This is a genomic window from Lentilitoribacter sp. EG35 (assembly GCF_040784015.1).
Classification (GTDB): Bacteria; Pseudomonadota; Alphaproteobacteria; order Rhizobiales; family Rhizobiaceae; genus Lentilitoribacter.
On the sequence record NZ_JBFNGQ010000011.1, the window covers coordinates 50,684 to 65,403 of the forward strand.

Genomic DNA, 14,720 nt, shown 5'->3' on the forward strand with positions numbered 1-14,720 from the left:
TCAGAGAATTAGGCTGAAAAAATACTTCAAGCATTATAGGACAAACTGAGAATTAAGACTCATGAGCCAACAAATCATCAAGTTATTACGTTCTACAGCCGATGAGCAGTTTGAAACTACTTCAAGATTATTAAAACAAATGTCGGAAGAGCAACTCACGGTGCTCTTCATTGAGGTATGTCGCGCTTTTGATTTTTGGATGGTTCAAAATACATTTGGCGGCGAACGCGCAATTAAGCTATCTGAGCCCGAACTAAATATTTTGACGCGTGGTTGGAATTCTTTCCTCGAGATTGTGTTGCCACGAATTGGTTCCATAAACGGTGTCCCTTTACTGGAAAGTACTGGCGGCTCAATTCGCGCTGCAACCGCCGAATTGCATAAACTAGGGACACCCATACTCCTAAATCGCGCAGCCGACATGTTGGAACTTGGAGTTCTCTCCGCAAAACAATCAGGTGAAAAACTAACAGTATGGATGGAGAATTCAGGAGACGGAGACCTTTTTCTTGATCAGTTGGAAGATGAAATGTTGGACAACGTCGATAATCTTATGCGTCCAACATCCCCACAAATCAACGCTGAGGCCTTAACTCCGACAGAACTCCAAGCCGAACTTGACGCAGCAGTATTCCCGTGGCGCACAGGTAGGGGAACGATGGTAGGTTACAACTCAACTCCCGCCATGGACGAGCACTTCATTGCCATTTCCATGCCTATTTTGACAAAATTACGTGATAAAGCGGGCTTCCATCCCGATGCTAGAATCAATGGTGTAAGAGCGTCTGATCTGACGGCAATTGTTGCGCTTCTTATGTCTGCCAAGCTTAAACACATTCATTTAGTATCTTCCGGTAGAAAACAGTGGCCGGAAGTTAACACTTATATGAGTTTAAGTATATGGAAACCAAAGAATGAGATTATTGACGACATGTCGGAGTTTACCGGCATGGATCGCATACTTGTGGCGATCATTATTGATATGCTCACGCTAACTGACAAATCCAAACCGGATCTTTCTTCAGACGTTGATCCAGTAATACCCTTCTTCATAAAGTTCACCGACAACTACCTGATTGAGCCAACGTCGGCAGTATTCATAAATCCATTTGACACTGTGAAACGGCTTCAAAACAAACCCGAAAATCAGACTTCGTTGAGAATGCAAAGAGAGGATTGGATGCGTTCCGACTTAAATGCGCTCTTCCAAGGCACGCGATATAAAAGGTTAGAAACTCGCGCAAAACTCAAACTGAATGGTAAAATTTTAACCGATATTGACGGTGCAATTCTTGATACTATTACGAATGAGTTATGCCTTTTTCAGTTCAAATGGCAAGATTACACTGGCGCAACGATGAAGCAAATAACAAGCCGCGCAAAGAATTTTGTCTCTGAGATACAAGATTGGGAGCATAAGATATTAAAATACCTATCTGAAAAGGGTACAGATATGCTTCTTCGAAGCTTGCGCTTCAGCAAAGTTGCCAGCAATGAAGAAATCAAGGTAAAGTTAGTAGCTGTGGGTAGAGCCGCGAGCAGATTTTCTGATCTCGGGTACTCAAATAAGACAGAAACAGTAGCTACATGCACTTGGTCGCAGTTCATTAGACTAAGGGCACAGATCGGCCCTGCTGAAAATGTCATTACCGAGTTGCACAGTCAGATAAGGAACGAAACCACAGGTAAAGTTAAACTGCTACCGATACCTTACGAAATAAAAATGAAAGATATTTGTATTCTGTTTGAAAACTTGTGGAACACGCGAGAGCTGTATTAATCCAACCTTTCGGTTCATTTGCAAATAGCTTGTGTTTCCGATTTATGGCTGCCAAATTTCCTGACTGATGAGATCACAACTAATAGGCCATTAGTAGGGTAGAGGAGTACAAAGTCTGACGGCCAGGTACGGTCATTTACAAAGTTCCTGTAGTGAATTATGTATTTAAATCAGTATTTTGTGCAACGTTATATGCCTATGGATGCCACCATCCAAACTCGTCTAGAACACCGAGAAACACATTGGTAAGGGAGAGGTCGGGTGTTCAAATCACCTCGGCAGCACCATTATCCGATTGATATTATTTCGAAATTCTCTTTAGGGGTATAACGCTTTCAATAAGAGCTTGGATTGATTATTGCTCTGGAAGCTCAATTTAGAGTTGAAATGATATCAACTATGTGACTAAACTTATGGGATATCCGTTAAATGTAATGCGTAAAGTGGTGATTCTATTAAGTTAGTTCGCAGTTGGTCATGGTCTAATTATAACGATTTAGCGAGTTTATTAAACGAATTCCCTAGGAGCCCCGACAGTATGGCACATTCGGCTGCATATCTCCTACACACCGGAAGAAAGGGGCTGTGGTCTTTTGAAAAGGGCAGCAAACTGGCTTTTTTGGCACAGCACTCAAATGATGAAAAGAGTATGCTTGTGCTGCCAGCTGGCGCATCGAATATACCTGATCATTGGGCACGTGTTTGCGAGCATGCTGTTGGCAAGGATAAAAAGTCACCTTAGCGCGCATCGTACCGGAATTGAAAGAATCTGCGAAATTGCATAGCAGATATAAACCTGTTGATGAAACTGTTCTGGATTGGCGTTACATTTGTTTATTTGTAACTCCAAGGTGATCGGAATAGTTCTCAGCGAGTTACCCAAGTTAGGTATTGTTTCAAACAGCATTGCAATCTGTGTTGACAGGACCCATAGCGGCGCTTCAGAATACATGTACCGTTGGATATCAGAATTTCTCATAAATAAAGGTTACACAGAATATAATCTGAATGGATCGGAAACTAATTCACTTCATCAATTCCGACAAAAATTCAGACCAAAAAAATTAGTGCCGCTTATCACGATTGAACGCTACTTTGAAAAGTTGGGCTAGAACTTTATCTCGAATACTGTCTCAAAATCCAATTAGATGAAATCCAGAGTCTTTTAAAATCGTACTCTAAACCCCAGTTTTCCTTGAGCACTGACATAATCATTGTTGCCAATTGCAACATTGCCAGAGGCGGTAAATGAAACGGAACTTGTGAGCTGTAAATCAAAATCTAACCCGCCCGTTACTGCAATAAGAGGGTTATCGTTGCGACTGGCATTCGTTAGCGCACCAACACCTGCTAAGGAGAGCGCAGGCATATTGCTACTGGGTGTCGTGCGTACCAGAGCACCGAGTCGTGCAGTGACCTTGCCACCACTATATTGATCAGTCTCTTCCAGATGGCGGGTTAGGCCCAGAGCTGCCTCAGCCTCAAACACACTTTCTTCGCTTGAACCGACCGTTAAGTTGCTCGAGGAACCTGTCTCGGCATAGTCGCTGCTCCATTGATGGGCATAAAGGGCTGAAAACATGGGTGTCAGAATGGTTTTCTCATCAAGCACATAGTCTTTTGATATGCTGATGCTTGGTGCGATAAAGGTGCTTCCATAGGTAGCTGTCGCCATTTCGGTGAAGCTTGGCGTGGCGGTGTTATTGTTGAATATGCGTGAGCTGTCATTTGCGCTCCGTCCTGCCATTAATGAGCCAGACAGCTTGATTTCATTAGCAAGCTCATATGAGCCATAAATGCCCAGATAGCCACCACGGCTTTTAATCTCCTGAGACGTGGTGAAACGGCTGTCAGCCTTTAATCCGCTATACAGATAGCCGCCCATCAGACCGAAAGTGGTGTCGATATCAAAATCCCGTTCATAGCCAAGCGCCACGCCATATTGTTGGCTGTTATAGCCAAGTGTTGTGCTGGTCGCGCCATATTGAGAAGTACTGGCTATAAAATCGCCCCAAAACCGGGCATCCGAATATTCAGAACCATCGTCGCGGGTATAGGCAAAACCACTTGGCTGCTCAAAAACTGCCGGCGCGCCAGAGCCAAGGCGTGAGTTGGCAACGCCAGTCAACATGCCCGCCGTATCACCAATCGAGTCAGCTCGGGCAAGAAAACCTGTTGGATCGACAGAATAAAAGGTATTGCCGTTGACCAGATAGGCCCCAGTGCCAGACACTTGAATGCCGCTTGTTATGGTAGAACCAGCACCAAAATCCCAAACCACCGAATGGCCGGGTGTCGTTGTAATATTAACGAAGTTACCGCTGGTATTTAAATCAATGGCTCCACCGAGAAAGGCACCTGTTGTCAGGTTAATGATATTGCCCGTAGTGGCAAAAGTATCAAATAGAAAGGCATTGGCTTGGGTCGATGTGAGCTTACCTGTGATAGTAAATACGTTACTACTGCTCCCGGTCAAAAAGATCGCATGGGCATCCACCCCAGTTGTGGAGATCGTACCAGACTGGTTAAAGTTGTTGTTATTGCTGTTAAAAAGGTAATTTCCGACCGCATCTTCGCCGGTCGTTAAGGTTGTGCCAGACTGGACAAAGCTGTTATTGTTGCTTTGTAATATAAACATCCCGATGCCACTCGTCCCAGTGGTGGAGATCGTGCCCGAATGGATAATGCTGTTATTGTCGCTATCACCAACACTTATCCCAGAGCCATTCGCCTCTGACGCAAAGATCGTTCCCGAATGGATTAAACTGTTATTATTACTGAATTCAAATGTAATTCCACCGCCACTCGACCCTTGGATTGAGATATTGCCCGACTGGATAACGCTGTTGTTATCGCTATTACTAAGATAGATGCCTTGGCCGATAAACCCGCTTGTTGAAAGCGCGCCTAGATTGGTGATGGTGTTGTTATCGCTATTATCAAGATAGATGCCATGACTTAAAACCCCACCTGTTGAAAGCACACCCAGGTTGGTGATGGTGTTGCCATTACCTGTTGCCGAGACGGCATTGTCCGTGTTGGCAGAAGTGCTGATCTCACCGGTTGAAGTGATCGTCAGGCTGTCCGTCCCATCCAGAGGAAAGGAGCCATTTTGCACATTAACGATGGTCGAAATCACGTTATCATCTGCCGAGGATATGGCCGTACCAAAAGGGTTCAACATCAAAACCGGGGTTAATAATGTGGTGACCAATAGGTTGGATGAACAACGAGCTAGAAATCTGGTCGTTTTACTCCGAGCAGACGCAGCAGGTCTTACATCCCCTGCGGTCTTGAAGTTCATAACTTGCCCCTCAGTGCATTTCTTGCAGTAAACCTTTCGGCGAAACAACGCGCAAAAAATAGACACAAGACGTGAAATCCAAATAAATCCGTTAGTAAGTAATTGATTGTTAACGGGTTGTCGTTGATCTCTATTTACAGAAAGCTTTTATGAGTCACTTGGCACATCAAGTAAACAGTTGCTGCTCAACACTCGCCTTCTAACTATCAGACATTCTTCTAATCTACCTTGTGTGGAAAGTAAATGGTTCGGCAGGCTTGAATCATGATTGCAGAAGTTCTTAACTTGGTCTGTATTTGTCTCTTGGTCCATATCAACAGCAAGGCGTTTCTTGCCGAAAAAGTTCTGTAATACCGTTTTCACCAAGAAGGCCGACAACATGATCTATACCTTGTCTTTTAAGGAATACCTGCACCGGATCTGTTGCATGATATCTTTTACAATGTGAGTTGCCTCGTTTATTGCTCGTTTGTTCCTCCATCTCATCATTTGTTCTACATGACGGCGTGATGAGCCTAAGTTACTCTCTCGGATATTCAACCAACCAACCATAAGGCACTGACGAGTTACAATTTCTAACTTGGAACTATTCCGTTAATGGCAGAGCCTGAACTTATAGTTCGATTTCAAATGGACCGCTATTACTTCAAGATCGGAAATTTCATCTTAACAGTTTCAACGAGAAAACTGGCCTGAACAGACAGTCCTGTTCTGTTAATTTAAATTTTGTCGATCATTATTGTATCGTTTTGTGGAAGTAAATGCATCAAGTTTAAACCCAATTAGATGCCGAGTTATTGTTGTATTGGTTGCTTCTATTAGCGGTCTCATTAGATTACGCTGGTAATTCTCATACACATGACATATCTAACTCATGCTTGGGAGGAAGAAATGGGGCCGGATCAAAAAACTGGTAGCAGGTCGCTATTATATTCACTGACTGGTGCGTTTTCACTTAGTTATCTTGATCGCCAGATATTGAACATCACGTTAAATGATATCGGTGTGGAATTTAATCTTACAGATTTGCAATTAGGTAGTTTGTCAGGAATTGCCTTTGCCATTGTTTATGTTTTTTTCGGGTTTCCAATTGCCAGAATTACGAAGTCAGGCAATAGAAAGAAGATTGTTGTGATAGCACTTTCATTATGGAGTGGTATGACAATACTGATGGGAACTGCTGGTTCTTATACCATGATCTTCCTTGCCAGAATGGGCGTGGGGGTTGGCGAATCTGGGTGCGTTCCACCTTCTCATTCTATGATTGTGGATTCCTACCCTCCCGAAAAACGGGCCAGCGCACTATCGTTCTACTCGGCAGGAAATAACATAGGTGTGTTTTTTGCCTTCTTGATAGGTGGTATTTTAGCATCTCAATTTGGATGGCGCACGGCATTTTTTGTGGCAGGTGTACCAGGGTTATTATTAGCATTGTTTATGTTTTTTACTTTGAGAGAGCCAATACGACCTTCACATGAGAAAGAATTTGACCAACCACGAATAAGTTACAAACAACTACTCAAATTGCTCGTTAGTGATCAAAGTACACTGCATACACTTATTGGTGCTGCACTCACAGCAATGACTGCATATGGAGCGGTTTCATGGGTTTCTGTATTTTTGATCCGTAGCCATGGGCTGAGCATTGTGCAAGTGGGAATCTTTTTGGCGTTTGCTATTGGTGTTGCTGGTGCATTAGGTACTTGGTTAGGTGGGGTCGTCTGTGACCAACTAGGAAAGAAGAACCCGACTTGGCGACTAAAGTTTGTTGCTATTTCGATATTAATTACTAAACCATTTTCCATTTTGTTCTATTTGTTAGATCACACTTCACTTGCGCTCTCAGTTTTTATAATCCCAGCGGTCGCTAGTGCTATGTTTGCAGGTCCAACTTTCTCGCATCTCTATTCACGCGTTGCACCGACTGCCCGACCAATGGTAACAGCTATTTTCATGTGTATGGTCAATTTAATTGGATTGGGTTTAGGACCAATTCTTGTTGGCTTGATAAGTGACTTACTTTCATCCGCCCATGGAGATCAGTCATTACGGTATGCTCTTGCAACATTACAATCCTTCGCCCTATGGGCTGCTATACATTTCTGGCTTGCTGGGCGATTAACAAGCGAAAATCATGCTGCATCATAAGAAAAACAGGAAGCCACCTGATCACGTAGCCATATTGAGCTTGCATCCATATCGGCACGTTTGTGCCAAATCATATGAAAACTCTGATTGCTCATCTCAACCGGAAGATCAAAAAACTGAATTCCATTAGTAGAAGCAATTTGTTCAGCATAAACACGTGGTACAACGCCAATTAAGTCAGTTTGTGCAACCATTTGACCAATGGAGCTAACTTTATAAACATGACAAACTTCTCGAAGGTGCAAACGCTGCCAAAATGTTACTTTTTCTGAGTTTGCAAGTTTTCTAGGTGCTAAAGTTAGGGTTACAAAGCCTTCCTTTTTCAGCTGTGCCATCGTTGCAGCGCCCTGAATTCGCGGGTGATCTTTACGCGCCAGAACAACGAGATCTACGGGGCATAAAGATTTGCTGTTCAATTCGGCGTTTTTATTGTGCAATAGGAATATGGCGAGATCAGTTTTTTGCAATAATAGAGCATCTTCAATCTGCATTGCTTGTGGAGGCTGCAATTCGAAAGTAACAAGGCTATTTCTCCCAAGGTTATTCAATAATTTCGACATGATTATTTGTTCCAAAGGGTCAGCAACAATCATACGAAAATGTCGCTTGGACGTTTCCGGATCAAATACAGCTCCTGGGTCAACGCTTTGACGGATCATTGCCAGTGCATCACGAATGGGATCAATAATTTCCTCTGCGCGAAGCGTGGGGACGACACCATTACCACCTCTTACAAAAAGTGGATCATCCATCTGCTTACGCAAACGAGCCAACGCGTTTGAAAGCGCTGGCTGACTTAGGTCAAGGTGGTTGGCAGCACGCGAGATATTCCCGCTGGTATAAATCGCTTCAAAAACCAATAACAGGTTCAAATCCAAGTCCCGCATATTCATAAATTGAATAACCTTCATTCATCACACCTGCTATTCATGATGATATCAGATGATTAATGTCCTGAAAAGTTAACAAAGAGTAATTTTCAGGGTTTATTATGTTCAGATTAGTTGCATACAGTTTTTTGTCATTTGCGCGTTTGTTTAGCGTAATTTTACCGCTATTCATTACTGTGTTGATTGCAACGTTCAGTACCTCTGCACAAGCTGCACCAGATATACATGTTTCAGTTCTTGGTATCGCAAACGTAGTCGATGGTGATGCAGCACCTACGCTTGCCAAAGGTACAGATTTTGGCATTACGGATCTAGCATCAGGTGTAGCTACACGCACAATTAGCATTTCAAACACTGGTGACGAAACATTACTCATGCCCAGTGGTGCTATTCTAAGTGGTACACATGCGAGTGATTTTTCAATAGACTCGCAACCTTCGAATTCTATAACAAGATTTCAAAACACTAGGTTTACTGTTTCATTTAACCCATCCGCTACGGGCATAAGAACTGCAATTCTTACAATTCCGAACAATGACCCCGACGAAGGTCCATTTGATTTTGTTATACAAGGAACAGGCTCGACCAGCGCGCCAGAAATCTCAATTACTGGAAACAATGTTGAGATCTTGCATAATTCTAACACTTTCAGCACGTTCAACAATACTGATTTTGGTGTAGTGTCAAACAATGGAGTTACTGTTGATAAGACTTTCGTAATTCGAAATCTGGGAACCGCCACACTTAATTTAGGTGTGGACGCGGTTTCAGTCGCGAGTGCATTCACAGTGATATCCCAACCTTCTTCAACTGTTTTACCTGGGCAAACAACCAGTTTTACCATGCGTTATACCTCTCAACAGGGAACGTCCTCGACTTTTGTCACTGTTGCCAATGATGATGGCGATGAGGGGCCATTTAGGTTTAGAGTTGTTGGAGCTGGAAGTGGTTCGCTTCCTGAGATCAATGTCTTAAGGGGCGCAACAACCATCGCTGATGATCCAGCCAATGATCCCTCAGCATCGAGCGCGACAAATTTTGATGTAAGCGTAAATGATAGTGTTACCAAAATCTACACAATTGAAAATACCGGAACTGACACCTTAAACCTTGGTGCTAATGCTGTGAGTATTACTGGGACTGATGCCGGTCATTATTCGGTACCTTTACAGCCGACAACAACTGTAGCGCCAGGTGGAACAGCAACTTTTCATATTCAGTTTTCTCCGAATGCTCCGCGTATGTTTGGCCCTGCCAATATCGTAATTGCAAATGATGATTCAGACGAAAGTCCATATAATTTTAGGGTACAGGGGATTGGTCGCGCCCTTGAAATCAATTTAACGGGAAATGGCCAAAACATCGCTGACGACACTAATCATGCACCAATACTTGGCGATCATACTGATTTCGGTAGCGCAGATATAAACGGCGGAAGTGTCACGCGAACATTCACAATTGAAAACAATGGGTTTGGGTTTTTCCTTGATCTGCAAAGTACGAGTGCGGTTACGCTCAGTGGTCCAAACGCTAGCGACTTCACCGTTAGCCGGCAGCCACCACAATTAGTGGATGCTGGTGTGCCTGAAACATTTGAAATTACGTTTGACCCCAGTGGGGCAGGCCTTCGCGGCCCTGTCAATGTCTCAATCACCAATGATGATCTTGATGAAAATCCATATAATTTCCGTATTCAAGGAACCGGTGCTGTTGCTCCAGAAATCAATGTGGAAGGAAATAGTGTGACTATCGGGAGTGGTGATACAACCCCCGACCTTACGGATCACACCGACTTTGGTACGCAAGATATTGATTCCGGATCTATTTCACGATCCTATAGAATTAGAAATACCGGCACTAGCACGTTGACATTAGGTTCAGACGCAGTCTCTATCTCGGGGGCAAACGCCTCAGATTTTTCGATTATAAGCCAGCCTTCAACATCTATCAATTCAGGTAATTCCCGTTCTTTTAATATTGGATTTAACCCATCCGCTCTTGGTTTACGCACAGCCAATATTTCTATTGCAAATGATGATTCTGATGAATCTCCTTATACCTTTGCAATCGCTGGCACTGGTGGAGGGGATCCGGAAATTGCTATCACTGGCAATGGTCGAAATATTAACAGCGATCCATTTGGAAGTTTACCATCAGTATCCAGAGACACAGACTTTGGTCAAATTCCTATTACTGGAGGTACGGATACTCATACTTTCACCATAACAAACAGCGGTAATGCGCCGTTGATGTTTACAGGGACACCACGTGTAGTGATCAGTGGAACCCATGCTGGAGATTATTCTCTGGTTTCAGATGCAGCAAGCACAGTTGCAGCAAATGGTGGAACAACAACATTCTCGATCCAATTTGATCCCAGCGTGTACGGGGATCGCAATGCAATTATCACAATTGCCAATAATGATGCTAACGAGGGTGGATTCAACTTTCAGATAACTGGTGAAGGAGTAGGCCCGGAGATACAAGTTTCTGGAGGTGGAGTGTTAAGTGTAGACCAGATCATCACTGATGGTGACACAACCCCTTCGAGTGCAGACCATACAGATTTTGGTGTAACAGATGTAGCCGCTGGAACTGCAAGCCGGACATTTCTTATCACAAACTTAGGTGAAGAGGCCCTCTCTTTACCAAGCGGTGCAAGTTTGAGCGGACCAAATGCCGCTGATTTCACGATAGTCAGCCAACCTGCGGCGTCAGTTGATCCAGGTGGATTTTATAATACAAAAGTAATTGTTGAGTTCGACCCATCAGCTGTTGGAACGCGTACGGCAACACTCACAATTCCCAATAATGATTTAGATGAAGCGCCTTTTGATTTTGTGCTGCAAGGTACAGGTTCAAATGCGGCACCTGAAATCTCCGTAACCGGTAACGGTCAAGATGTACCTTATAACACCTCTTTCAGTATAAATCTTGTAAGCACAGCGAATGGCAGTCATTTTGGGACGGTTGCTAATAACGGAATAATTGTTGAGCGAACTTTCATTATAGAGAACAAAGGTACAGCATCACTTAACCTTGGGAATGACGCAGTCTCTATTGTTGGGTCAACCGTATTTTCTATTCCAGTACAACCGGCATCTGCCGTATTGCCTGGTCAAACAACAAGCTTCACCATACGATTCACATCCCAAAATGGTGGCTTTGCTGCGAGCGCGAAAATTAACAATGACGATATGGATGAAGGACCATATTATTTTCCCATTTATGGAGCGGGAGGGGTGTCCCTTCCGGAAATCAATGTGGTGGGTAATTCAGTTAATATAGTTGATGGCGACACTGTGCCATCAACCGCCGATCACACAAATTTTGGCTCCACGAATGTTATTTCTGGCACGATATCACGTATGTTCACGATTCAGAATACGGGCACAGGTACACTGAATGTCACTAATGCGGTGCTTTCGGGTGCTGATGCTGGCGAATTCTCGATTACAACAGCTCCATCCAACACAATAGCTCCGTCTGGCTCCAGTACTGTTGTCGTCCAATTTGATCCTTCATCTGCGGGGGTAAAATCAGCAACCCTAACGATTAGTTCTGATGATGGTAATGAATCTGAATATGACTTTGCCTTGACGGGAAACGGTATTGGAAATTCAGAGATCAATGTTGTCGGTAACTCGATTAATATTGTTGATGGCGATACAACGCCAGATACAGCCGATCATACCGATTTTGGTTCCACAAATATCACTTCTGGCAGGATTTCCCGTACCTTTACTATCCAAAACACAGGAACGGCTACGTTGAATGTCACTAATGCGGTGCTTTCGGGTGTGAATGCCAGTGAGTTCACAATTACTACAGCTCCGGCTAACACAATTGCTCCATCTGGTTCCAGCATGGTTGTCGTTCAGTTTGATCCCTCATCTGTGGGGCCAAAATCAGCAACTCTGACGATTAACTCCGATGATAGCAATGAAGCTGCATATGATTTTGCGATAGAGGGAAACGGCATTGGAACTGGCTCGATCTCGTTGGTCGTCAACAGTCAAGGTGGTGATGCTGCGTTTGGATTCAGTTCTCCAACACCGGCTTTAACGTTAACAGTTAGTACGGTCTCAGGAGTTGGACAGTCTCCAAGTATTGATCTTGCACCTGGAACTTACATTGTTACAGCTAACGATATGACCGGAGCTGGATATGCGATAATTGCAATTGCCTGTAATGACAGTAATTCTGTTGGTGACATAACCAATCATAGCGCAACTATTAACCTAGCAGCAGGTGAAGCTGTCATATGTACTTTTGACTTTTTGGAAACGCGTGAAGCTACTGGCCAATTGATAACTGATTTCCTTGGCGCTCGTAACACATTAATCTTATCTAACCAGCCAAGCCGATCTCGCCGTGTAGATCGTTTAAAAAGCAATGATGGGGGAGCATCATCTGGTGCCGTTTCTGCTCTTGGCTTTAACTTAACCAATCCAGTTCCGATAGATGTATCGCTTGATGGCAATATATTGTCATATACGACCAGTCTTAATCGCCTGAAGCAGGTAAACAAGCCCTTAAATCAACTAAATGGCACATCGTTTCAGGTAAATCGGTGGGATACTTGGATTGAGGGACAGACCACACTTTATGATGCACCGACAGATGATGGTTCATTCTCAATCGCTCATGTGGGTGTTGATTATCTGTTAAGCCCAAATGCTCTGATTGGCATTAAGGGTCAATACGACTGGACTAATCATAATTTTGCAACCCCCAATGCAAAAGCTAGCGGAACAGGCTGGATGATTGGTCCCTATGGAACATTTAAATTAAGCGATGAACTTATATTTGATATCCACGGTGCCTGGGGTAAGTCAACCAACAACATAACCCCATTTGGAACCTATACTGATACCTTTGAAACATCTCGCTGGTTGGTGAGCGGTGCATTGACCGGTAATTTTACCTTTGATGAATGGACAATCTCTCCAGGTTTGGAATGGGGGTATCTCAGCGAAACTCAAAAAGCCTATAAAGATAATTTTAATATCGAAATTCCTAGTCGAACAGTTTCGCTAGGAAATATAAGTTTTGGTCCCAAAATATCCAAAGACTTTGCTCTAAGCGACGATTCGATCCTAACTTTCTCTTCCTATTTAGAAGGAGTCTACTCATATGCCCCAAATAATCAATTCTCCGGTGGTACTCTTGCAAAAGAAACAAAAGGGTTTACTGGAACTTTTGGAGCAGGCGTTGATATAAAATCAACATCAGGTGCAAGCCTTTCCTTTTCAGGCAATGTTGGCGGTGTCGGCTCAAAATCAAAAACCTATAGTGCTGCTGTAAAGCTTAGTATCCCGCTAGATTAACAAATTGATGTACTTAAAATGGAGCGGTTGGCGTATTACAATGGCTTTTAGAAGGACTGTTATGACAAGGTCTTTCTTGAACCGGTCACTGACAGCCCAACCGATAACATGTCGGGAATAAAGGTCCAACACGATAGCCAGATAAGGCCAGCCTTCAAGCCATTGTCACACATCAATCGTGCCACGCGATGTTTCCCGCGATTGGTAAACCTTCTTCAACGAGCTCTACATGCATTCTGGGATAGCCCTATGTTTTATTGGATAATTCAAAATGTTCGCGAATAAGTGCCAGATAGATCATATCGTCCAACTGCCTGCATGATGGCTTGTGTTTTCCAAACCAATGAGATGAAAAACGTCCTTGCCAATATCAACCCCAATTGTAGACAAGTTTGGAATATCTGTATTTGCCATGGGATGCTGCTCCTATTCTAAATTCAATCAGTCTAACAGACTAACCGCATTTGCTAAGTCAGCAGCCAGTCCATCCCATTAGAAGACAGTTCAATACAATTGTAACGCGTTGCGCGATCAAGAGATAAATTGGTATCAAGTTATTCCTTGTTTACGCGCGAGACCCCTATTCCAATTGGTTTTTTTCGATTGCCAGGGAGTTCTGGATCATCACCCCATAAGGCTTGATATGTATCATAGGTTTTTCCTGCTCTCTGCAACACCACAAATATAACAATTATAAACAACCACCATATAGCCAATGCAATCCACATCCATCTCGGTGCGTTAACCGACCAAAGACCAATTGCTGTTGTGATGAGCGATGTTAGGAGGCAAATATAACCGGCACTTTTGTGGAAATATTCAAATAAGTTTCTTCGAGGTGTCATATCATAATGATCGCCACGAATTGTGCCAGTTCGCGAGACTTCAGAAGGCCCACCCTTGGTGCCTCTAAACCAGCCAGCTAGGAATTGTGCAAGACATAGGATTACAACAATCCATCCAAGCCAAGTGTGCCAAGAACTGGCTTCGGAAATTTTGGCAAAGTCCCATATAATCCAAAGCGCAACTAGCGTAAATGCACCACCTAAATACTGAAGAATGAGATGGCTTAACCACCAAGTTCGGTTATCTAGTTCATTAGGCCAATCTTGCCGTGGCATGATCTTAAAGAACCTTGCTGAGATAATGCCAAGAGGGATGCAAAAGGACCACGCTGCTATCATCAATCTTGCATGCCACGATATCTCAGCGGTAATCATGTGCGCACGCGCGGGATCTATTGATGTGGCCAACCACTCAAACAACAT

At 43.5% G+C, this 14,720-nt stretch carries 7 protein-coding genes and 1 pseudogene; 4 read left to right on the forward strand and 4 right to left on the reverse strand.

The genetic code is table 11. The annotated features are described in order from the left end of the window. Positions 1-61 precede the first annotated feature (61 nt). Both AB2J24_RS16685 and AB2J24_RS16690 read left to right on the forward strand, forming a co-directional pair. The gene (locus AB2J24_RS16685; protein ID WP_367386294.1) at positions 62-1,780 is read left to right on the forward strand and encodes a hypothetical protein; all 1,719 of its coding nucleotides are present in this window, start codon (positions 62-64) and stop codon (positions 1,778-1,780) included. A gap of 538 nt (positions 1,781-2,318) precedes the next feature. Then, a complete protein-coding gene (locus tag AB2J24_RS16690; RefSeq protein ID WP_162652189.1) occupies positions 2,319-2,522 on the forward strand; it encodes a hypothetical protein in 204 nt (67 codons plus the stop codon). Between the two features lie 423 nt (positions 2,523-2,945). Here AB2J24_RS16690 and AB2J24_RS16695 read toward each other — a convergent pair whose 3' ends face one another. Then, complete coding sequence (locus tag AB2J24_RS16695) at positions 2,946-5,084, reverse strand: autotransporter domain-containing protein (protein ID WP_367386295.1); 2,139 nt, start codon at positions 5,082-5,084, stop codon at positions 2,946-2,948. An 858-nt stretch (positions 5,085-5,942) separates the two neighbouring features. On the opposite strand from AB2J24_RS16695, the gene AB2J24_RS16700 reads away from it, so the two are divergent. Then, a complete protein-coding gene (locus AB2J24_RS16700; protein ID WP_367386296.1) occupies positions 5,943-7,232 on the forward strand; it encodes a spinster family MFS transporter in 1,290 nt (429 codons plus the stop codon). Here AB2J24_RS16700 and AB2J24_RS16705 read toward each other — a convergent pair. Continuing rightward, positions 7,217-8,143 carry a LysR substrate-binding domain-containing protein gene (locus AB2J24_RS16705; RefSeq protein ID WP_367386297.1) on the reverse strand — a complete coding sequence of 309 codons (927 nt, stop codon included), beginning with the start codon at positions 8,141-8,143 and terminating at the stop codon, positions 7,217-7,219. The genes AB2J24_RS16700 and AB2J24_RS16705 overlap by 16 nt on opposite strands. 80 nt (positions 8,144-8,223) lie before the next feature. Here AB2J24_RS16705 and AB2J24_RS16710 point away from each other — a divergent pair, with 80 nt between their 5' ends. After that, positions 8,224-13,452, forward strand: coding sequence for a choice-of-anchor D domain-containing protein (locus AB2J24_RS16710; RefSeq protein WP_367386298.1), 5,229 nt, complete (start codon positions 8,224-8,226; stop codon positions 13,450-13,452). Positions 13,453-13,476: 24 nt separating this feature from the next. Here the strand turns inward: AB2J24_RS16710 and AB2J24_RS16715 are convergent. After that, positions 13,477-13,608 (reverse strand): annotated as a pseudogene (locus AB2J24_RS16715) (DDE-type integrase/transposase/recombinase); the annotation flags it as partial. Between the two features lie 398 nt (positions 13,609-14,006). Further along, complete coding sequence (locus AB2J24_RS16720; protein ID WP_367386299.1) at positions 14,007-14,720, reverse strand: cytochrome b561 domain-containing protein; 714 nt, start codon at positions 14,718-14,720, stop codon at positions 14,007-14,009.

Coding starts and splice junctions, on each gene's coding strand:
- AB2J24_RS16685 (WP_367386294.1), top strand. CDS start 62: ATGAGCCAACAAATCATCAAGTTATTACGTTCTACAGCCGATGAGCAG.
- AB2J24_RS16690 (WP_162652189.1), top strand. CDS start 2,319: ATGGCACATTCGGCTGCATATCTCCTACACACCGGAAGAAAGGGGCTG.
- AB2J24_RS16695 (WP_367386295.1), bottom strand. CDS start 5,084: ATGAACTTCAAGACCGCAGGGGATGTAAGACCTGCTGCGTCTGCTCGG.
- AB2J24_RS16700 (WP_367386296.1), top strand. CDS start 5,943: ATGACATATCTAACTCATGCTTGGGAGGAAGAAATGGGGCCGGATCAA.
- AB2J24_RS16705 (WP_367386297.1), bottom strand. CDS start 8,143: ATGAAGGTTATTCAATTTATGAATATGCGGGACTTGGATTTGAACCTG.
- AB2J24_RS16710 (WP_367386298.1), top strand. CDS start 8,224: ATGTTCAGATTAGTTGCATACAGTTTTTTGTCATTTGCGCGTTTGTTT.
- AB2J24_RS16720 (WP_367386299.1), bottom strand. CDS start 14,720: ATGTTGTTTGAGTGGTTGGCCACATCAATAGATCCCGCGCGTGCGCAC.